22 protein-coding genes and 1 tRNA gene are annotated in these 19756 nt (G+C 67.8%); 13 read left to right on the top strand and 10 right to left on the bottom strand.

The genetic code is table 11. From position 1 onward, the window contains the following. Positions 1–19: 19 nt before the first annotated feature. Both WH5701_RS09695 and WH5701_RS09690 read left to right on the top strand, forming a co-directional pair. Positions 20–2047, top strand: coding sequence for an ABC transporter ATP-binding protein/permease (locus WH5701_RS09695; protein ID WP_006172070.1), 2028 nt, complete (start codon positions 20–22; stop codon positions 2045–2047). Beyond that, the gene (locus tag WH5701_RS09690) at positions 2047–2247 is read left to right on the top strand and encodes a chlorophyll a/b-binding protein (protein ID WP_006172069.1); all 201 of its coding nucleotides are present in this window, start codon (positions 2047–2049) and stop codon (positions 2245–2247) included. Before WH5701_RS09695 ends, WH5701_RS09690 begins: the two co-directional genes overlap by 1 nt. Before the next feature lie 3 nt (positions 2248–2250). Here WH5701_RS09690 and WH5701_RS09685 read toward each other — a convergent pair whose 3' ends face one another. The 4 genes from WH5701_RS09685 to psbX form a co-directional block, all read right to left on the bottom strand. Further along, positions 2251–2781 carry a hypothetical protein gene (locus WH5701_RS09685; protein WP_006172068.1) on the bottom strand — a complete coding sequence of 177 codons (531 nt, stop codon included), beginning with the start codon at positions 2779–2781 and terminating at the stop codon, positions 2251–2253. Further along, positions 2778–3317, bottom strand: a complete 540-nt coding sequence (locus WH5701_RS09680) for a hypothetical protein (RefSeq protein ID WP_006172067.1) — start codon at positions 3315–3317, stop codon at positions 2778–2780. The genes WH5701_RS09685 and WH5701_RS09680 overlap by 4 nt, the downstream gene beginning before the upstream one ends. Before the next feature lie 23 nt (positions 3318–3340). Beyond that, positions 3341–4258 (bottom strand): Ycf66 family protein, encoded by a 918-nt coding sequence (locus tag WH5701_RS09675; RefSeq protein ID WP_006172066.1) that lies wholly within the window; start codon positions 4256–4258, stop codon positions 3341–3343. Between the two features lie 93 nt (positions 4259–4351). Next, on the bottom strand, positions 4352–4474 hold the full coding sequence (gene psbX, locus WH5701_RS09670) for a photosystem II reaction center X protein (protein WP_006172065.1): 123 nt from the start codon (positions 4472–4474) through the stop codon (positions 4352–4354). 77 nt (positions 4475–4551) lie between these two features. Between psbX and WH5701_RS09665 the strand changes: the two genes are divergently transcribed. Next, entirely contained in the window at positions 4552–4878 is a 327-nt protein-coding gene (locus WH5701_RS09665; protein ID WP_006172064.1) for a YggT family protein, read from the top strand. A 38-nt stretch (positions 4879–4916) separates the two neighbouring features. Here WH5701_RS09665 and accC read toward each other — a convergent pair whose 3' ends face one another. After that, positions 4917–6281, bottom strand: a complete 1365-nt coding sequence (accC, locus tag WH5701_RS09660) for an acetyl-CoA carboxylase biotin carboxylase subunit (protein WP_006172063.1) — start codon at positions 6279–6281, stop codon at positions 4917–4919. A 126-nt stretch (positions 6282–6407) separates the two neighbouring features. Here accC and WH5701_RS09655 point away from each other — a divergent pair. The 3 genes from WH5701_RS09655 to msrB all read left to right on the top strand — a co-directional run bounded on the left by WH5701_RS09655 (position 6408) and on the right by msrB (position 8236). Then, positions 6408–6489 (top strand) — tRNA-Leu (locus WH5701_RS09655). A 17-nt stretch (positions 6490–6506) separates the two neighbouring features. Beyond that, a complete protein-coding gene (locus tag WH5701_RS09650; protein WP_006172062.1) occupies positions 6507–7790 on the top strand; it encodes a hypothetical protein in 1284 nt (427 codons plus the stop codon). A 29-nt stretch (positions 7791–7819) separates the two neighbouring features. Continuing rightward, positions 7820–8236, top strand: coding sequence for a peptide-methionine (R)-S-oxide reductase MsrB (gene msrB / locus WH5701_RS09645; RefSeq protein ID WP_006172061.1), 417 nt, complete (start codon positions 7820–7822; stop codon positions 8234–8236). 24 nt (positions 8237–8260) lie between these two features. Here the strand turns inward: msrB and WH5701_RS09640 are convergent, their stop codons facing one another. Continuing rightward, entirely contained in the window at positions 8261–9271 is a 1011-nt protein-coding gene (locus WH5701_RS09640) for a PRC-barrel domain-containing protein (RefSeq protein WP_006172060.1), read from the bottom strand. Positions 9272–9336: 65 nt separating this feature from the next. After that, positions 9337–12954: a chromosome segregation protein SMC gene (gene smc / locus WH5701_RS09635; protein ID WP_006172059.1), complete on the bottom strand. Its 3618-nt coding sequence runs from the start codon at positions 12952–12954 to the stop codon at positions 9337–9339. A 103-nt stretch (positions 12955–13057) separates the two neighbouring features. Between smc and WH5701_RS09630 the strand changes: the two genes are divergently transcribed. From WH5701_RS09630 to WH5701_RS09620, 3 genes are read left to right on the top strand one after another with little or no spacing between them, the layout of a single operon-like run. Further along, complete coding sequence (locus WH5701_RS09630) at positions 13058–13474, top strand: YqjD family protein (protein ID WP_006172058.1); 417 nt, start codon at positions 13058–13060, stop codon at positions 13472–13474. Then, on the top strand, positions 13471–13884 hold the full coding sequence (locus WH5701_RS09625) for a phage holin family protein (RefSeq protein WP_006172057.1): 414 nt from the start codon (positions 13471–13473) through the stop codon (positions 13882–13884). Before WH5701_RS09630 ends, WH5701_RS09625 begins: the two co-directional genes overlap by 4 nt. Beyond that, a complete protein-coding gene (locus WH5701_RS09620) occupies positions 13881–14486 on the top strand; it encodes a hypothetical protein (RefSeq protein ID WP_006172056.1) in 606 nt (201 codons plus the stop codon). The genes WH5701_RS09625 and WH5701_RS09620 overlap by 4 nt, the downstream gene beginning before the upstream one ends. A 23-nt stretch (positions 14487–14509) precedes the next feature. On the opposite strand, the gene WH5701_RS09615 is transcribed toward WH5701_RS09620, so the two are convergent. Together WH5701_RS09615 and WH5701_RS09610 are read right to left on the bottom strand one after the other, a co-directional pair. Further along, entirely contained in the window at positions 14510–15727 is a 1218-nt protein-coding gene (locus WH5701_RS09615) for a class I SAM-dependent RNA methyltransferase (RefSeq protein WP_006172055.1), read from the bottom strand. 524 nt (positions 15728–16251) lie between these two features. After that, entirely contained in the window at positions 16252–16962 is a 711-nt protein-coding gene (locus WH5701_RS09610; RefSeq protein WP_006172054.1) for an STAS/SEC14 domain-containing protein, read from the bottom strand. A gap of 639 nt (positions 16963–17601) precedes the next feature. Between WH5701_RS09610 and WH5701_RS09605 the strand changes: the two genes are divergently transcribed. From WH5701_RS09605 to WH5701_RS09590, 4 genes are all read left to right on the top strand, one after another. Beyond that, positions 17602–18309 carry a DUF2092 domain-containing protein gene (locus WH5701_RS09605; RefSeq protein ID WP_198005163.1) on the top strand — a complete coding sequence of 236 codons (708 nt, stop codon included), beginning with the start codon at positions 17602–17604 and terminating at the stop codon, positions 18307–18309. Beyond that, complete coding sequence (locus WH5701_RS09600) at positions 18306–18512, top strand: hypothetical protein (RefSeq protein ID WP_006172051.1); 207 nt, start codon at positions 18306–18308, stop codon at positions 18510–18512. Before WH5701_RS09605 ends, WH5701_RS09600 begins: the two co-directional genes overlap by 4 nt. A 14-nt stretch (positions 18513–18526) precedes the next feature. Further along, positions 18527–18742 carry a hypothetical protein gene (locus WH5701_RS09595; protein ID WP_006172050.1) on the top strand — a complete coding sequence of 72 codons (216 nt, stop codon included), beginning with the start codon at positions 18527–18529 and terminating at the stop codon, positions 18740–18742. Between the two features lie 80 nt (positions 18743–18822). After that, positions 18823–19257, top strand: coding sequence for a cyclic nucleotide-binding domain-containing protein (locus tag WH5701_RS09590; protein WP_006172049.1), 435 nt, complete (start codon positions 18823–18825; stop codon positions 19255–19257). 11 nt (positions 19258–19268) lie between these two features. Here the strand turns inward: WH5701_RS09590 and WH5701_RS09585 are convergent, their stop codons facing one another. After that, complete coding sequence (locus tag WH5701_RS09585; RefSeq protein ID WP_006172048.1) at positions 19269–19751, bottom strand: hypothetical protein; 483 nt, start codon at positions 19749–19751, stop codon at positions 19269–19271. Positions 19752–19756: the final 5 nt, after the last annotated feature.

Below are 19756 nucleotides of genomic sequence, written 5' to 3'. Positions count from 1 at the left end.
GGCCGACTTGCAGCCATTCATGCGCCCCCTCAAGGCCCTTCGCGAGCAGTTGGCCAAGCTGCAGCGCCTGGCCCAGCCCTACTTTCTGCCGCTTGACGAGGGGAATCGCGGCAGCGGCCAGTTCCTGCTGCTGGTGATCGCCCTGCTGGCGGTGGTGGTGGGACTCACCCTGCTGCTCCTCTCCGGGACGGTGGCCGCCGCCGGTGCCTGGATCCCCGAGCTGCGCAACCGCTTCCTGCCTGGGGTCCCCGAGCAGGTGGCGGCGATCTGGAGCGGACCGATCGGCGTGGTCGTGATGGTGTTGTTTGTCGCCGGCCTCTCCTGCTTCGTGGCCCTGCGGGGCAAGCTGCGCCAGGGACGCTGGCTGCCCTGGCTGCTCCTCGGCGTGATCGCCCTGCTGATCCTGGTGATCAATGGCATCAACGTGGGCATCAGCTACATCGCCCGGAACATCGACAACGTTCTGGTGGCGTACAAGGAAGAGGAGTTCTGGAAGATCGTTGCGATCTACGCTTTCTGTCTGGTGCTGGCCCTGCCGATCCGCGCCATCCAGAGCTACCTGATCCCGAAGCTGGGCCTGATGTGGCGGGAATGGCTGAGCGGCCGCATGCTGGGCCGCTACCTCACCAATCGGGCCTACTACGTTCTCAATCCCAACGACGAAAGCATCGAGGAGATCGACAACCCGGACCAGCGGATCTCCCAGGACGCGGCCAGCTTCACGGCCACCAGTCTGAGTGTGACGGTGGAGATCATCGCCGCCCTGCTCACCTTCTTCAGTTTCATCATCGTTCTCTGGAGCATCAACCAGACCCTGGCCCTCTGGCTGCTGGCCTATTCGGTGGGCGGCACGGCCCTGATCGTGTTCGCCAGCCGCAAGCTGGTGAACCTGAACTATCAGCAACTGAAGCTGGAGGCTGATTTCCGCTATGGCCTCGTCCACATCCGCGACAATGCCGAATCGATCGCCTTCTACCGCGGGGAGCGCCAGGAGCAGAAGGAGGGTGAACGCCGCCTCGACGGGGTGATCGTCAATTACAACCGGCTGATCATCTGGGAAGCCCTGATCCAGGTGATCCAGCGCTCCTACGACTACTTTTCCCGCTTTCTGCCCTGGCTGGTGATCGCGCCGATCTACTTCGCCAAGCAGGTGGACTTCGGCGTCTTCGGCCAGGCCAGCATCGCCTTCTCCCAGGTGCTGTTCTCGGTCAGTTACATCGTCAACAACATCGACCGGCTGGCGGCCTTTTCCGCCTCCATCAGCCGTCTCGAGGGCTTCCAGGGCAAGGTGGAGGCGATCAATGCCGAGATGGCCGAGTTCGTGGCCGCCGAGCAGGCCTCCGCCGGAGGCGCCATGGGTGCCGCTGCCGCTGCCGTGCGTCCCGAATCGATCCTGGTGAGCCATGTGGATCTTGTTCCGCCCCGCACCAGCCGCCTGCTGGTGAGCGATCTCAGCCTGGAGGTGACGGCCAATCAGCGGCTGCTGGTGGTCGGGCCTTCGGGCTGCGGCAAAACCTCCTTCCTGCGGCTGGTGAGTGGGCTCTGGCCTCCGGCCGCCGGCCATGTGCAGCGCCCGCCGGTGGGAGAGCTGATGTTCATTCCCCAGAAGCCCTACATGCTGCTGGGCAGCCTGCGGGAGCAGCTCTGCTACCCCCAGCCGGCTGATCGCTTCAGCGACGACCAGCTTCGCCACGTACTCGAGGAGGTGCGCCTGCCCGAACTGGTGGGCCGCTACCCCGATCTGGACATCAAGCAGGACTGGCCCCGGTTGCTGTCGCTCGGCGAGCAGCAGCGTCTGGCTTTCGCCCGGCTGCTGCTCAACTCCCCCCGCTTCGTCGTCCTCGACGAGGCCACCAGCGCCCTTGACGTAGCCACCGAGAAGGCCCTGTACGAGCTGTTGGTGGAGCGGGAGATGGCTTTCGTGAGCGTGGGCCACCGGCCCACGCTTGTGGCCTTCCACGACACCGTGCTCGAGCTCGATGGCCAGGGTGGCTGGCGCCTGCAGCCTGCCGCCGGTTATGACTTTGGCCGCAACCGTGAAACCTGATGTCATCTCCAGCTTCTGCCAGCGACCCTGAGGCCATCCCCGCCACCAGTGCCACCACCTCCGAGGTGCCGGCGTTCGGCTGGAGCGGTTACGCGGAGCGGGTGAACGGGCGCTTCGCCATGCTCGGCTTTGCTGCCGTGCTGCTGATCGAGGCCCTCAGCGGTGACACCTTCCTCCACTGGGCGGGCCTGGTGCCCTGAGTCTCAGGGCAGCTCGATCAGGTCCACCTGCCAGAGTCCGGCCCGGCTGACCTGCACCGCCAGCATGCGGCCATCGGCGCTCAGCTGCGCCTGCCGGGGCACTCCGGGCGGATCCAGCTGCAGCGGCTGCAGACTTTCCCGGCTGCGGCGGTAGAGCGCCAGTTCGGTGCGGCCGTCGCGCTGGCGGATGAGCGCCATCCGTTCACCGTTTGCATCGACACTGATGTTCAGGGGCTGGGCGTCGGGGCGGTTCAGGCCCGGCAGGGGTACAGGCCGGTTCTGATCCAGGTCGATCAGCTCCACCCGCTCGCGTCCGTCTCGGCCGCTGATCAGGGCCAGCCAGCGGCCGCTCAGGGAGGGATCGCGGTTGCTGCCGTTCTGCTCCAGCCGTTGGTTGATCGCCGGCAAGGGGCGCAGGGGCGTGGCCGCGCAGGCTGTGAGCAGTCCGGCGAGTCCGGCGGCCAGCAGGATCAACCCCAGCTGTGCCAGCCCAAGTTGAGCGGCGCCTGAGTCATGGCGCCCCAGGGGTGTCATGGCGCTGCTCCGGCCGGAGTGCGCAGCAGCTCTCCGGCCGGCGGATCCACCTCCAGCACACCCCCCAGCTCGAACACCTCCACCCGCCAGCGGCCAGCGGCCACCAGTTGCAGGGCCAGGCGCTGGCCGTCGGGGGCCAGGCTCAGCCTCACCGGCTCACGCCCGCCCGGTAAGGGCAAAGGCAGCAGCCGGTTGGTGAGGCGATCTTCAATCACCGCAAGGCGCCGGTCGCCCCGCTGCACAATCAGGGCCAGGTAGCGGCCCCTCCAGCTCAGGGAAGGGGAACTGTGGGGCTGCCAGCGGCTGAGGTGGCGCAGGGGCAACACCCTTCCATTGCCGCGCTCCTGCAGCAGCACGGTGGAGCGGCCCTGGCGCTCAATCACGCTGGCCAGCAGGCGACCATCACCGCTCAGGGCTGGATCCTGGCGGCTGAGGTTCGATGGCCAGCCAGCGGCGGGAGCTGGCCTGGATCGGCGGGCCCAGGGCAGGGAGCATGCGCTCAAGAGCACGGCCAGGGCCGTCGCCAGCGCCGCCAAGGAGCCAGCCCTAGGCCGGGTGATCAGCTGTCGAAACGGGAGCTGTTGTCCCGGGGCCGGCTGCTGGAGGGGGTGGGCCGCAGGGGGGTGTAGTCGGCATCGCTCATGGGGGTGGCTTGGCTGCCACTGCCACCGGTTGGAGTGCGGATCGGGGTGCCCTGGGGCACGCCAGGGACGGGGCTGGAGGCCGGTTCCGTGGCGCCGGCAGGGCCGGGCCGGCGGCTGGAGCGTGGCATGGTCTCGCTGCTGGGAACCGGCCGGCTGCCGCGGCGGGGCTCGACCCCGCTGTCACGCTCTCGCCGACGGGAGCCGAAGGTCGGTCCTGAGGCCGCCGCGCTGGTTGCCGCTGTTCTGGAGTCTGCGGGCCTGCGGGAGCCGTAGGACTCGGGCTCCCGGCGAGGGCTGGGCTCGGGGGCATCCCAGCTGTTTTCGGTCGTGGAGCGGCGGCTGGCGGCCCGCTCGGGGATGGCTGGCCGGGTGGCCTCACGACGGGGCCGGTAGAAGTTCGGTTCGTCTTCTGCTTCTTCACTGAGGGGGGAGCGGATCCGCCGGCGCAGGGGCTGGGGTTCCTCGAAGCGCTCCACGTCGTCATCCCAGCCGGCGCGACCCCCCACCCTCGGCCTGGCGGGCAGGGGTTCGTCGTCGTCGAAGTAGGAGGAGCGCCGCGCCTGCTCGGTGGTGACGCCCCGCAGGCGCACGCTTTCGTAGGCGAAGAAGACGGTGGTGCCCGCCAGCAGGAACTGGCCGAACTGGAGGATCGGATCGAGCCGCCAGCCTTGGAAGAAGAGAATCCCGCCGCACAGGAGACCGACGGCGGCGAAGAAGACGTCGTAGTCGCGGGCGAGGGCTGGCTTGAAGCTCCTCATGAAATAGAGGAACGCACCACCGACGGCCAACACGATGCCGACGATGCTGGCCCAGTTCAGGCTGGCATTGACCACGTCTGAAACCTCAGGCGAACGACTTGTTCCGTCCGCCAGGGGTGAACGGCTGGTCCCAGTTTAGGGACCTGGACCCGCAGAACCAGCGGCGGCTCAGAGCTTGCGGTCGACCTGGTCGTTCTGGCTGATCAGGACCAGGGCGATGCTGATCGGAATCACCACGATCATCGCTCCGTACACGAGGCTGCTGAGGAAGTTGGAGAGGGAGGGGGTCATGGCGCCATGAGATCCGGCTCGGATCTTAGGCAGCGGCGCCCACTTCCTACGATGGGACCACCGCTGCTTACCGCTTTGTGACGGCCGTTTCCGTGCTGGCGTCTGCCCTGCCGGTGCTCCACACCGTGCTGGCCCTGGCCCTGGCGGCCTGGACCCTGCTGTTCCTGTTCCGCATCGTGCTCACCTGGTATCCGCAGGTGGACCTGAACCGGGGGGCAATGCGCCTGATCGGCTGGCCCACCGAGGGGCTGCTGCGCTTCAGCCGCCGGCTGATCCCGGCCATCGGCGGTGTCGATGTGACCCCGGTCATCTGGGTGGGGCTGATCAGCTTGCTGAGGGAGCTGGTGGTGGGTCAGCAGGGGCTGCTCACCCAGGTGCTACGCCAGAGCCAGTCCCTGGCCTGAGCCAGTCGCTGGCGAGAGGCCAGTGGTTCGTTGCCGAGTCAGGTCCGCGGATCAGCCGGGGGCAGCATCTCCTGCTCCACGAACTTGGTGTGCACATCGCCGCGCTGGAACTCGGGCCGATCCAGCAGGGCCAGGTGGAACTCGATCGTGGTGGGGATACCTGTGATCGCACATTCGCTCAGGGCCCTGCGCATGCGCTTGATGGCTGCATCGCGATCGAGCGCCCAGACAATCAGTTTGCCGATCAGCGAGTCGTAGAAGGGGGGGATTTCATAGCCCGTGTACACGTGGCTGTCGACCCGCACGCCCGGCCCCCCCGGAGGTAACCAGCCGGTGATCCGGCCAGGGGCCGGCCGGAAATTCTGCTGCGGGTCTTCAGCGTTGATGCGGCATTCGATCGCATGGCCCCGCAGCTGCACGTCCTCCTGGCGCATGCTCAGGGGCTCGCCCCCGGCGATGCGCAGCTGCTCGGCGATCAGATCAAAGCCAGTGACCATCTCGGTGACGGGATGCTCCACCTGGATGCGGGTGTTCATCTCCATGAAATAGAAGCTGCCGCTGCGATCCACGAGAAACTCCACGGTGCCGGCGCCCTCGTAGGTGATGCTGCGGGCTGCCGCCACCGCCGCCTCGCCCATGCGCCGGCGCAGTTCCGGATCCAGGGCCGGGCTGGGGGCTTCCTCCAGCAGCTTCTGGTGTCGCCGCTGGATCGAGCAGTCGCGCTCGCCGAGGTGCACCACGTTGCCGTGGCGGTCGGCCAGGATCTGCACCTCGACGTGGCGGGGCCGCTCGATGAACTTCTCCATGTAGAGGCCGGGGTTGCCAAAGGCCGCTTCCGCTTCACCCTGAGCCGCCTTGAACAGTGCCTCAAGCTGCTCGGGCTCCTGCACCAGGCGCATGCCCCGCCCGCCACCACCGGCTGTGGCCTTGATCATCACCGGGAAGCCCATGCGCGCCGCCAGCACGGAGGCCTCCTGGGCGTCCTCCAGCAGACCTTCACTGCCGGGGATGGTGGGAACCCCCACCCGCTGCATGGTGGCCTTGGCGGTGGATTTGTCCCCCATGGCCCTGATCGCCTCGGGGGAGGGGCCGACGAAAGTGAGGCCGTGGGCAGCGCAGATTTCCGCGAAGCGGTCGTTCTCGGCCAGGAAGCCATAACCGGGATGGATTGCATCGGCGCCCCGGGAGATCGCCGCGGCAATGATGTTGGGAATATTGAGATAGCTCTTGCTGCTGGGAGCTTCTCCCACGCAGACCGCCTCATCGGCCAACTGGACGTGCAGGGCGTTGCGGTCGACCGTGCTGTAGACCGCCACCGTGCTGATGCCCAGCTCGCGGCAGCTGCGCAGAATGCGGAGGGAAATCTCGCCACGGTTGGCGATCAGCAGCTTGCCGATGGGCATCCGTGGTGGGTCCAGGCCGCAGCGGACTGTATCAGTGCTGACCCTTGCCTCCTCAGGGCGGTGGAGGCCGGGACGGGCGATGGGTATATTGACGAGCCGAAGGGAGTCCAGACTCCTGACGGCCACGCGGATGTGGTGGAATTGGTAGACACGCACGTTTGAGGGGCGTGTGGCTTCGGCCTTGCGAGTTCAAGTCTCGCCATCCGCATTTTTCTTTCCCACAACTTGAGAGAGCCGCCGCTGAGCCGCACGCCCACCACAGCGATTGTGCTTGTGTGCAACGGTCCTGGCGAACTCACCACCTGGGTGCGGCCCCTGGCCCAGCGTCTGCATCGGCAGCTGGAGCTTCAACCCGTTGTTCCGGGGGCGGCCTGCTCCCTGGAGCTGGTGCTCGTGCCCTGCCCCAACGCCACCGGCAGCGAAGCGCGGGTGGCCCGCGACCTCGGCCTGTTCTCTCGCATCGTGCCGGCTCGCAAGTTCTGGGGGCTGCTGCTGAGGCCCCGGCGCCATGGACCCTGGCCGACCCATGGGGTGGTGGTCTTCCTGGGGGGCGATCAGTTCTGGACCGTGCTGCTCTCGGCTCGCCTCGGCTATCGCCACCTCACCTACGCCGAGTGGGTGGCCCGTTGGCCGCGCTGGAACGACCGCATCGCCGCGATGGGCCCCCAGGCCGCCACCCGGTTGCCTCCCCGCTGGCGCCAGCGCTGCACCGTGGTGGGGGATCTGATGGCCGATCTCTCCGAGGAGGCGCGGGCGGTGGCTCCTCTGCCCGAGGGGGAATGGGTGGCCCTGCTGCCCGGCTCCAAACGGGCGAAGTTGCAGGTGGGTGTTCCCTTCCTGCTTGATACCGCCGATCGCCTCGCCCGCCTGCGGCCCGGGTGTCGCTTCATGCTGCCGGTGGCGCCCACCACCAGCGTGGCCGATCTGCTGGCCTACGGAGGCAGCGGCAACCCGATTCAGCGCCACTACGGCGGTCAGCCTCCCCGGCTGCTGGAGCCGGAGTCCGGCTCCGGTCAGCGCTGGCTGATCAGCGGGGCCGGCACGCCCGTTCTGCTGTTCGAGCAGCATCCGGCCCATGGCCCCCTCAGCCAGTGCGCTCTGGCGCTCACCACCGTGGGAGCGAACACCGCTGAACTCGGGGCCCTTGGGGTGCCGATGATCGTGCTGGTGCCCACCCAGCATCTGGAGGTGATGCAGGCCTGGGACGGCTGGCTCGGTCTGCTGGCGCGCCTGCCCCTGCTGCGCTGGTTGCTGGGTCTGGCGCTGACGGCCTGGCGCATGCGCCAGCGGGGGTTTCTGGCCTGGCCGAACATCTCGGCTGGCCGTGCCGTGGTGCCCGAGCGGGTGGGATCGATCACGCCGGCTGAGATCGCCGCCGAGGCCAACGAGTGGCTGGCCCATCCCGAGCGGCTACAGGGCCAGCGCGACGATCTGCGCAGCCTGCGGGGTCAGCCCGGGGCCGTGGCGGCCCTGGCGGCGATGGTGCAGGAGCTTCTGCCCGCTGCCTAAATTGACGGCAGCAGAACCTTTCTTGCCCCATGGCCAGTTCCGACACGGCCTCCGCCACTCCAGCCCCCTCTGATCCCGACTGGCGCGAGCGTCTCACGCCCGAGCAGTATCAGGTGGCCCGTTGTGGCGGCACCGAGCGGGCCTTCACCGGCGCCTACTGGAACACCAAGCAGGAGGGCCGCTACGACTGCATCTGCTGCGGTTCGCCCCTGTTCGGCTCCAGCGCCAAGTTCGATTCCGGCACCGGCTGGCCGAGCTTCTGGGACGGGCTCGATGCGGGGGCGATCACCACCGTTGAAGACCGCAGCCACGGCATGGTGCGAACGGAAATCCGCTGTGCGAAGTGTGAGGCCCACCTGGGCCATCTCTTCCACGACGGCCCCGGTCCCACGGGCCTTCGCTACTGCGTGAATTCCGCCTCTCTGAACTTCGAGCCGGCGGGGTGAGACCTGCCCGTCCGCTTCGCGGGTTCACCAGGGATCCGAGAAGCGCTCTTCATTCGTGCGGGGTCGAGCTGGGGGCTCCAGCACCTCTGGTTCCGGCTCCTGCCTCACGCGGTAGGGCTCGGGCTCCACATCCAGGGGCTGCCGCTGATCTCCGCTGGAGCGCAGAGGAGCCTGGCGGGGCTGCTGGGGCAAGGGGCTTCGGCGGCGTGGTTCGTCGTCGAACTCGTCTTCGTCGAGGTACCGCCGCTGGCGCAGGGGTTCCTGACGGCGGCGCTCCAGCTCCACATACTCCAGTTCTTCCTGATCCTCCACCTGCACGGCACGGCTGGAGGCGGGCTGGATCCGGCGCTGCTCCTGGACACTTGGCTGCCCGGAGGCCAGCTGGTTCTCCACCGGCACCATGGTCTGGCGGAAGCGATCCCGCTCCTCCTGCTCCCAGCTGGGGCCGCCGATGCCCAGTTTCTCGAGCAGGCCGCTGCCCAGTTGCTTGAGTTTCTCCTCAGCGCCCTCGTACACGATGATCCGATCGGGCCCGCTGCTCACGATCTCCTCGACGCTCAGTTCCCAGGTGCTGAGCACCCCTTCGCCGAGCAGGGGAACACCCAGAGCCCCCAGCACCAGAGTGGTGAGCTCGCCGGTTTCGATGTCGAAGCTGAAGCCGAGCACCCGGCCCAGTTGCTCGCCCGACTCGCTGATCACCTGGCAGTTGATCACCTTGCTGTAGCGCTCGGGATTGAATCCCTCAGCCAGGGAATCGGCGGAATCCACCAGCACCACATCGCCCACCTGGCGGATGCGATCGAGCGGCATCCAGCGGGGAAGGCCCGGCAGAAAGCGGGTGAGGGGGTTGTCACGCAGGCCGAGCGCCACCACCTCGCGGCGGTCGATGTCGACCACCACTTCGCCCACCACCCCCAGCCGGCGGCCGGTGTCGCGGGTGATCACCTGGGTTCCCATCAGCTCGGAGCGCAGCCACAGCCTGTCGCTGGGGGCGGCGCCTGAAGGGTCGGCGGAGGGAGGAAAGGAAGAGGTCAAAGGCCAGATCCCGGGCGGGTGTCGGCAAGGTGAGCGGTCGAATCATTGTGACCCACCGCACCGGTTCAGGCGGCGGTGGGCATCCCGACCACCTGGGTGTGGGCGCCGCGGGCCTGGGTCACCCCCACCGTGCGGGTGGCGGCGGCGATCATCGGCCTGCGGTGGCTGACCACCAGGAACTGGGCCTGATCGGCCTGGCTGGCGATCAGGGCGGCCAGCCGCTCCACATTCACCCCATCGAGGAAGCTGTCGACCTCATCAAGGGCATAGAAGGGGGAGGGGCGGAAGCGCTGCAGGGCGAACAGGAAGCTCAGGGCTGTAAGCGATTTCTCCCCTCCCGACATCGAGGCCAGCCGGCGCACGGTCTTGCCCTTGGGGTGGGCCACCAGGGTGAGTCCGCCTTCGAGGGGCTGGGCCTCGTTCTCGAGCTGCAGGTGCCCTTCGCCTTCGGAGAGCCCGGCGAAGATCGTGCGGAAGTGGCCATCCACGGCGTGGAACGCCTCCAGGAACGCCTCCTGGCGGAGGGTGGCCACGGTCTCGATGCGCAGCAGCAGCTCCTCCCGCTCGCTGGAGAGCACCTCCAGCCTGCCGGCAAGGTCGGCCAGGCGTTGCTCCAGCTGCTCGAGTTCCTCCAGGGCCAGCATGTTCACCGGCTCCAGGGCCTCCATGCGCTGCTGCAGCCTCTGCAACTCCTGCTGCAGTGCCTCAAGGCCCGCTGAGCGCAGCTCTTCGGAGATCTCGGGCAGGGGATCGGGCAGGGCCCGCTCCATCGCTTCCAGCCGCAGGGCCAGGGCCCTCTCCTGCTCGCTGAGTGCCAGGCGCTCCTCCCCCAGCCGCTGCAGCTCCCACTGGCGTTGCTGCAGGGCCTGCCGTTGCTGGCCGACCTGGGCCTCGGCGGCATCGCGGGTCCGGCGCCGTTCGCCGAAGCGTTCCTGCAGCTGCTGCTGCTGCTCTTCCAGCTCCGCGCGCCGCTCCTGGCCCTGGCGTTCCTGCTCACGGCGCTGGCGGTGCTCCTCGGCCAGGCTGGCCACGGCCTGCTGCTGCCGCGTTTCCTCCACGGCGAGGGCTTCGAGCTGATCCCCGAGGCGGGTGAGACTCAAGCTGCGCTCCCGCTGGGCCAGCACCAGGCCGTCCCGCTGCTCGCGGGCAGTGGCCAGTCGCTGATCGGCCGCCTCCAGGTCGTGCTGCAGTCCCTGCCAGCGGGAACTGTCACCCGACGCCTGGGCCTCGGCCTCGGCCATCTCAAGCTCGGCCACCTCCAGCAGCAAGGGGGCCAGCTCGCGCTCCAGCTGCTGGCTTCGCTGCTGGCCGCTCTCCAGGCCGTCCCGGGTGTGGTTACGCCGTTGCTGGAGCTGCTCCAGCCGTTGCAGCTGGGGCCCCAGGGCCCGCTCCGCCGCAGCCCGCTCCGCCGTCAGGGCGGCTCGGCGCTGCTGGCCCTCCTCCAGCGCCGGGCGCAGCTGCTCCAGCTGCCGGCCCAGATCGGCCTCGCGGCGGCGGCAGACCACCAGGCTCTCCCCCAGCTCCAGCAGGCGGCGCTGGTGGGGCTCCGCTTCGTCCTGCTCCCCGGCCCGCCCGAAGCTGAGCTGGCCTGAGCGCTGCTGCAGGCTGCCGCCGGTCATGGCGCCGCTGCGCTCCAGCAATTCCCCTTCCAGAGTCACGGCCCGGCAGCGGCCGAGTTCACGGCGGGCGCTGGCAAGGTCTTCGAACACCAGGGTGTCGCCGAAGACGTGGCGGAAGACCTCGGTGTAAACGGGCTCGAAGCGCAGCAGATCGACGGCGCGGCCCACCAGTCCGCCAGCGCCGGAGCGACCGGTTCTGGCCCGCTCCAGGGCGGCGTTGCCGCCGCTGCCACCTCCACTGCCACCGCCGCGGATCTTGTTGAGCGGCAGAAAGGTGAGGCGACCGGCCCGGCGGCTCTTGAGCAGTTCGATCGCCTGGGAGGCGATGCGGTCGTCGTCGACCACCACCTGGGCCAGGCGGCCGCCCGCGGCCACCTCCAAGGCCAGCCGGAAGCGCTCCTCCACCTCGGCCAGCTGAGCCACGGGGCCGTGCAGCCCCCCCAGACCCGATTCCAGCAGCAGGCGCAGGGCGCCGGTGCCACGGCTCTCCTGGAGGGTGTCGCGGCGGCTCTCGATCCGAGCGATCTCCCGCTCCAGCTGGGCCTGCTCCTGCTCCAGGCGGGTTCGGGTGCGTTGCTGCAGGGCCAGGGCTTCGGCCAGCTCCTGGGCCTGACTCTGTTGCTGCTCCACCAGGGCCTGCATGGCTTCGGCTTCGGCCAGCAGCTCCTGCAGGCGCTGCTGCTGCACTTGGTCGTCGCTGCCACCGCTGGCCAGCTCCGCCTCCAGTTCCTGCAGGCGCTCCTCGGCCTGGCGCAGCCTTTCGCTGAGCTGCTGCTGTTCTGCCAGCAGGGGCGCCACCGCCTGCTGCAGCTCCTGCCGGCGCTGGCTGCGGCGCTTCTGCTCCTCCAGCCAGGTGCCGGAGCGGCCCGCCACCTCCCCAAGCCGCCGGCGGGAGAGCTCCACCGCCCCTTCGGCGCTCAGGCAGGCCTGCTCCGCCGCCGCCAGGGCCCCGGCATGCCGCTCATCGGCGCTGAGCTCCTGGCGCTGGCGTTGCAGTTCGGCGTGCTGGCGCAGCAGCTCCTGGCGCTGACCCTGCAGGGCCTCCGCCTGTTGCTGCTGGCGCTCCGCCTGGCGCTTGAGCTCGCGGGCGCTGGTCTCGAGGCCGGCCAGTTCCGCCTGCACCACCAGCAGGCTGTCTTCGCCGAGGGCCTTGACCTCGGCCTGCAGCAGGGCGAGACCTGCGCTGGCCTGCTCCAGGGCTGCTTCGGCGGCGGCGAGGGCGGTGCGGTCACTCTGCTCCTGGGCCTCCAGGGCCTGCTGGCGCCGGCGCACGGCCCCCAGCTGGGTGCCCGCCTGCTCGTGGGCGAGCACCTGCTCCTGCAGGCGGCCGAGCTGCTGACGCTGGCGCAGGTCCTGGTAGGTGCGGGCCTTGGCGCAGTCGCGCTCAAGCCGCTGGCGGGCCCCCAGCAGCTCCTGCTCCACGATGCGGCAGCGTTCCTGGCGCTCCTGCACCTCATCGAGCTTGACGCGGGTCTGGTCGATGCGGGAATCGAACAGGGCGACTCCGGCCAGTTCATCAATCAGGCCACGGCGGTCGCGGGCGCCCATCGAGACGATCCGGGTCACGTCCCCCTGCATGACCACGTTGCTGCCCTCGGGATCTACCCGCAGGCGCCGCAGCTGGCTCTGCAGTTGCTGCAGGTTGCAGGGAACCCCATCGGCGCTGTAGCTGCTGCTGTAGGTGCCGCCGGGGGCCAGCCGCAACCGCCGGCTCACGGTCCATTCCTTCTGTCCCGTCTGGATCCAGGGACCCTCCGCCGGGGGCTCAAGGCCGGCCTCGGCCGGATCGGGCTCCCAGTCGCTGAGGTCGAAGCGCACGCTCACCACCGTTTCGGCGGCCTTGCCCTGGCGCACCGTGGCGCTGTTGATCAGATCGGGCAGTCGCTCGGCGCGCATGCCGCGGCTGCTGGCCAGGCCGAGGCAGAACAGCACCGCGTCAAGGATGTTGCTCTTGCCTGAGCCGTTGGGACCGGTGATCACGGTGAAGGATGGCTCCAGCCGGATCGCCATCGCTCCGCCGAACGACTTGAACTGAGCGAGTTCGACCTGATTGATGTAAACCAACAGGCCCGCGTGCAGTGCTGAGCAGTTCGAACTTAGCGGAGCTGCTGACGATCTCAAGCCCCTACCTATCCTGAGGGCCAAAGTCCCCGAGGAACGTCACGTCATGGAACCCGAAACCCCCACCGTCAGTCGCGACCGCTTCCGCGAGCGCTTCGACGCCCTGCTGCCCACCATCCAGCGTGAGTGGCCGCAGGTGGCCCGCGAAACCCTGGAGGCCACCCGCGGCAGCCTGGATGAGGTGGTGTCAGTGATCGCCCAGCAGACCGGCCGCACCGCCAGTGGCGTGCAGGAGCAACTGCTTGACCTGGTCCATGCGGCGGGTGACCGCACCCGCGACCTGGTGGATCGCATCGGCCCGCTGGAGGAACAGCTGGAGCATCTGCTCGATGAACTCAACAGCAGCCTGCGGCCCCGGATCGAGAAGCCCGTGCGTGATCGCCCCCTGCTGGCGGTGGGCGTGGCGGCGGCGGTGGGCCTGATCGCCGGACTGCTGCTGGCTCCGGGCCGGCGCTCCTCATGAGTTCGGCCGACGATGAGCGCCGGGGGCGGCGCTCAAGCGGCGCCGGGATGGGCCGGGTGGCGGCAGGTCGCGTCACTGCCCTGGTGACGTCGGTGATGGACCTGCATGTGCGCATCGCCCTGCAGGAGGTGGACCATGAAAAGCGGAGGCTGATCAGCGGTGGCGTGCTGCTGGCGGCCGGCGGCACGCTGATGCTGCTGGCATCAGTGGCTGGCCACGTGGCCCTGGTGTTGTGGCTGCACCAGAGCTTCGGCTGGGGTTGGCTGCAGGCGGTGTTGCTGCTACTGGTGGGGGATCTGGTGCTGGCTGGTGTGCTGCTGCGCATCGGCGGTCAGCTGATCCAGGGCCCTTATCTGCCCCAGACCACCGCCGGATTGAGCAAGACCACCCGTGCCCTGCTGGGCCGATGAGCCCGAAGCCGTTCCCCAGCTCCAGCCACGACCCCGCGGAGCTGGAGCAGCCGCATCAGGACTCGCCGCAGCAGGAATCATCGGAGCAACTCCGCCAGGACGTGCTCCTCACCGAGCTCTGGTGCCAGATGCTGATCGATTGCCACGATCTGGCCGAGGCGCTGCCCGAGGGCCTGCCATCCGAGCCGGTGCCCAGCCGGATCTGGAGCAGCCTGCGCCGGGAGTCGGTACCCAGCGCCACCAGCCTGGGGCGGTTGTCACCGGAGATCCGGGCCGAATTGCGCCTGCAGACCGGCTGTGCCTGTGGCTTCCACCACCTGCAGCAGATCGGCTACGCCGATGTGTGCGAGCGGGCCAACCAGCTGCAGACCGCTGGGGATGAGGGCTCCTATCTCGGCGGCTGTCTGCTGCTGCTGCTTTCCCTGGTGCTGAGCCTGCCCCCCAGCGAAACGATGGTGGCCCAGCTCAGCCAGCACTACAGCAATGCCGACGCCGATCTGGAGCGCAGCGAACAGTTCCTCTTCGAGCTGATGCTCTCGCTGCTGGCCCGTCACACCCAGGAGGTGCTCCAGGCCTGCCCCCAGGAGGACGACGAGGCGTAGGTGCTGCCAGCAGAGCCAGTGGCTCAGCGGATCTCGTAGTTCAGCCAGCGGCAATCGATGCCTCCATTGCTCACTGGAATCCGCCGCCGGGCCTTCATGCGCAGGGCCCCGGTGAGTTCCGGGTTGCCGCTGAGCAGCCACAGGCTCCAGCCGGAGCAGCGCTGCTTGAGCATCGCGCCGAGGTCGGCGTAGAGACCTTCGAGGTCTTCGCCGCCACCGAGCCGGGCGCCGTAGGGAGGGTTGCAGACGATCACGCCGGGCCCATTCGGCGGCTGGAAGTCGCGGCAGTCGCCTTGCTGCAGTTGCACGTGCTCCGCCACGCCGGCGCTGACGCTGTTGGCACGGGCCTGCACGAGCACATCGGCGTCGCGCTCCAGACCCATGATCGGCGCCAGCGCGGGGGGCGCCGCCGACAGCGCCTGCGCGGACCGCACCTCCCGCTCCCAGAGCGTGCCCTGGAAATCGGGCCAGTGGCGCAGCAACTGCGGCCGCGGCACTCCACCCAGTGGATCGAGGCCCGGCACGCGGCCGAGCTGCCGGCAGGCGGCTTCGATCAGCAGGGTGCCGGAGCCGCAGAGGGGATCGGCCAGGGGCACCGAGCCATCCCAGCCCGTGAGCGCGATCAGGCCACTGGCCAGGTTTTCCTTCAACGGCGCCAGGCCCACGGCGGCCCGCCAGCCGCGGCGGTGCAGGCTGCCGCCAGCCCCGTCCACGCTCAGCACCCCCACGCCGCCTCGTCCACCGGGTGCCTGGCCCAGGTGCAGGTGCAGGCAGAGCTCGGGGTCGTTGAGATCGATCGAGGAGCGCTCGCCCCAGCGCTGTCGCTGCCCATCCACCAGGGCGTTCTTCACCTGCAGAGCAGTGAAGTGGCTGTGGGCCAGACCAGGCAGGCTGCCACTCACATCCACCCGGAAGCTGCGGCTGGGCGGCAGCCACTGGTCCCAGTCGGCGGCGCCGGCCACGGCCTCATAGAGCTGGCGGGGGCCGTCGCAGCTGAAGCGGGCCAGCTCCCGCAGGATCCGGAAGGGAAGCCGGGCCTGCAGCTGGAGACGGTAGAAGCCCTCCAGATCGGTGCGAAAGGCCACGGCCCGCCGCAACACCTGCACCGAGGTGGCGCCCAGAGCTTTCAGCTCAGCGGCGCCTTCCTCCTCCAGACCGGGAGGCAGCACGGCCACACCGGCCAGCGGCTCGCCGATGAATCGGCTCATCCTGGCTTCGCTCTGGTGCCTGGGTTCGGTCATGCCCACCCTGTCGCTCTGCCCGTAGGCCCATGTCTGCTGTCACAATGACAAGGTCCGTCCTCGGGCGGACTAGGTGGCTCACACCGGTGCTTCGGACAGCGGTTCGATTCCGCTCAGCTCCATTCCACCCCGCTGCGGCGGCGGTGTCCGCGGGGCTGCAATGGTTTCGACGGGGTATGAGGAGGGTGACTGAAGCCTGCTCGGTAAGAGCAAACCCGTAACAGCGAACAACATCGTTCGTTTCTCCCGTCAGACCGCCCCTGTGGCTGCCTGACTCCTATAGGGAGATGGGGTAGGTCAGCCTTATCACCCAAATGACCCATGGGGGGCTGGAAGGCCCCCTTCCCTTTGGCATCAAGCCTGCGTTTCAGGGCTCAAGTTCACGGCGAACTGAACCCATGGTCTTGACGTGTGGCGCGGCCATTGTTCTTGACTCCACATTTTCAGCAGACGGAGGGGCTCCACCGCCAAGGCGGTGACAGCCCCAAGGAAGTAATCCCGGACCTCTCAATTGGCGGTCAAGTTCATTGCCGGATCCATGTTTCAGCCAGGGCATAATCAGCGCCCTCGAAGAAACGGGTCTCGGCATCGAGGAATCTCGAGACCAGCTTTTCCGCCAGGCCCTGCCAGGCCCTGTTGCCCACCACCGCCACCCGCCGGACGGCCCGGCGATGGTCGCGAACGAGCGCCAGGTGGCGCCCCAGGGCGCCGAGGCCGGCCCAGCCATCGAACTGACGCAGATCCAGCAGCAGCCTCACACCATCGATCCCCTGAATCTCAGCGTCGATGTCGGCTTCGATCCGTTCGTAGGCACTGGCCTCGAGCGTGCCGATCAGCTCCGTCTCAATCACATCGCCGTCCCGCTTGATGTGCATCGTGCCCAGCGACTCCGCCAACCAGCGGCGGGCCTCCTCCAGGTCCGCGTTGGCGAACACCCTCACGGGGCAGGGCGTCACCAGGCTGAAGGCCGCCACGGCCGTCCGCACCCAGGCCACATCCGACACCAGCGCCAGGCGCTCGAACCCATCCCAGTGCCGCAGCGCCTCACGGCCGTCGGCCCAGGCCGCGCCCAGGTCGTAGCCCTCAAAGGCAGGCCCCAGCTGAGCGAGCAGCTTCAGGCGATCGTGCTGCTCAAGGGCACGATCCAGCGCTGGCGTGAGCACGTGGTCATAATCGTCAGCGGTGATCTGCCCCTGGAAGGAAAAACCGAGGGTGCCGTCCGGCAGCCCGCTCATGCATTCGATCATGGGATTTCCCTCAGGGATACTCTACCAAAACCGTAGCCATCAGGCCGACGTACGGCCACAGAAAAGGGCCCTCTTCAACCCATCAAACCGCTTGGTGTGTTTGATCAGCAGCCCATTCAGCGATGAGCAGTACCTCCAACGACTGCTGATCGCTGAAAAAAAACCTGGCGAGTAGGCAGACGGACGGCCAGGAATGGGATCTCCAAGTGCGCACGCAGGAAGCCATCACGTGTGTGGCCAACAATTGCAAGCCCGATCCGAAACCTTGAAGGAGAATTGGAATGGCAGATTCTGATTGAGTTCGAGCAGGCAGGGCGTTGCTGCTTGGATAGGACATGAACGATCACGGCAAGGCCTGATCGATGCACGCCCCGCTCTCTCCGCAGTGGTTGCCACACTTCAGCTAGGCCCTAAGCTGAGGAGGTTCAGTTTGCGGATCTTTGGGCGGTCTACCGCTGGCACCAAGGCCGTAATTCTATTTGATGGAACTGAGTGATGGTGTCAACAGGAATGACAGATTTATTCATAAAGACAGGAGTTGCCCGTAGCCTTTTTGCTGGGGTCTGTGCAGGCTTTGTTGCCGTCGCGGCAGGGGTGGTTGGGGCCCCTGGCGCGGGGGCGGCTGAGGTGGAAGCCCTGGCGCTGCTCAAGGGGATGACCACCTACATGGGCGCTCAAAAGGCCATGTCATTCCGTTACGACGCCGATCTGGATGTCGTGACCGCGGAACAGCAACGGCTCACGCTGGCCAGTTCCGGAACGGTGTCGCTGGCGCGCCCCGGTCGCATCCGTGCCACCCGATCCACCGGTTTCGCCGACGTCGAAACGGTCTTTGATGGCTCCACTTTCACCCTGCTGGGCAAGCAGGCCAACGTCTACATGCAGGTTCCGTTCAAGGGCACGATCGCAACCCTGGTGGATGAGCTCAAGGACAAGTACCGCAGACCGCTCCCGGCTGCTGATTTATTGTTGCCAGGGGCCTATGCCGAACTCACCGAGGGTGTCACGGATGTCAAGGATCTCGGCAGCGGCGTCGTGGGTGGTGTCGAGTGCGATCACCTCGCGTTCCGTAAAAAGGATGTCGATTTCCAGATCTGGATCGCCCAGGGGAAGCGTCCCTATCCCTGCCGCTACGTGATCACCTCCAAGACTGTACCTGGCTCGCCTCAATACAGCGTTCAACTCAGTAACTTCAAAACGGGATCCGCGGCCGTCGGCCAGTCCTTCGCTTTTGTGCCGCCCCCGGGGGCCAGGGTCATCAGCAAGGATGAGTTGAAGACCATCAAGTCCATGGGCGAACTGCCCAGTAACTTCGTTCAAAGAGGAACTCCATGACCACCACCCGCAAAACGGCTGCTCTCCTTGCCGCCCTCGCCCTGGCTGGCTCAGGCCCGCTGCAGACCGTGCCAGGCCAACTCCTGAATGCCCTGGTCCCGCCGGCGCAGGCCCGAGTGGGCCGTCCGCTCACGCCCGTCAGCGTGGCCGGAGTGGGTCGGCGCACCGTGCGTCGCTGTGCCGTTGGCGTCTACGACTGCTGAACCCACGGCCCCCCATGAGCCGCCCTGAGCTGCCCCACCTTCCCGATTGGTCTGCCTTGCCGGCGGACCTCAGGGAGCAGGTGGAGCAGTGCAATCCTGAAACCCAGTGGTTCTGGAAGGGGCTGGAAGACAGCGATGGTTTTGAGCGGTTGCTGATCATCATCCGCCATGCCCTCGCTGAATCCGACTGCCCCGCAGGCGCTCACCAGCTGGAGGAGCCCCCACTTTGACGACATACTTAGCGCCAGGACAGCGTCATCGCTTCCGTACCAAGGTCTGATCTGCCTTCAGGCCGCCTTCCTTCAACCCCATGACCAGCGCGGCCACGCACGACAAGCTGCAGAGGCTTCAACCCGTTGGCATCTTCGCGGCCACGCCGGTCGAGGTGCTGCTCCAGCTTGCCGAAGCTGTGGAGGAAGTTCATCTCGCTGCTGGCGAGCAGCTGTTTGCCAAGGGGGATCTCGGCACCTCCATGTATGTGATCGTCAGCGGCCAGGTGCGCATTCACATCGGCGACCAGACCGTGGTGGAACTTGCCGATGGCGAAATCGTGGGGGAGCTGGCCGCCCTCGATCCGGAACCTCGCTCGGCCTCCGTCAGCGCAATCGATCCCACCACGCTGTACCGCATCGAGCAGGCCACCTTGCAGGCCCTGATGGTCGATCATCCCGAAATTGTTCAGGCCGTGATCAAGGAGCTGGCCCAGCGCCTGCGTGACACCACCGCCCCCTATGGCTTCGGCTGATCGCTTCCGCTTCAGCGGCTGCTGGTGCCTCCCCCGGTCTTGGCCTTGAAGCCACTCCAGACGGCCAGTTCCTCGATGGTGAGCAGGCCTTCACGCCGCTCGCCATCCAGATCCCAGGTGGGGAACGCCCGGATCTTTGCGGCCTGGCAGCGTTCACGCCCGGCCTGATCCTTGTCGCATTCCACGTAAGGCAAGCGCCGGCCCGCTTCAGTGCCGAAGAGGTTCTTCTGATGGAAGCAGTGGGGGCACCACCAGGCGCCATAGAAGATCGCACCCCGTGTGCGCAGGTGCTCCACCAGCGCCTTCTGCTCCGCCGTGGAGGGGCTCACGGCTTCCCCGATGCTGCCGCTGGTGCTGCTCGATGGACTGCCACCACGGGCGAGGGCCTGGTTGCGGCTGCTGCCGGCAGCCCCCACCAGCACCAGGCTGAGGCTCATCAGCGCCAGGGAAAGCAACCGGGTGGGCAGCCGGTGGCCGGACGAGGCGTCAGGCATGGAAC

Source organism: Synechococcus sp. WH 5701 (genome assembly GCF_000153045.1).
Taxonomy (GTDB): Bacteria; Cyanobacteriota; Cyanobacteriia; order PCC-6307; family Cyanobiaceae; genus Regnicoccus_A; species Regnicoccus_A antarcticus.
Note: the sequence above shows the minus strand (reverse complement) of the source record. Positions and strands in the feature narration are given on the sequence as shown.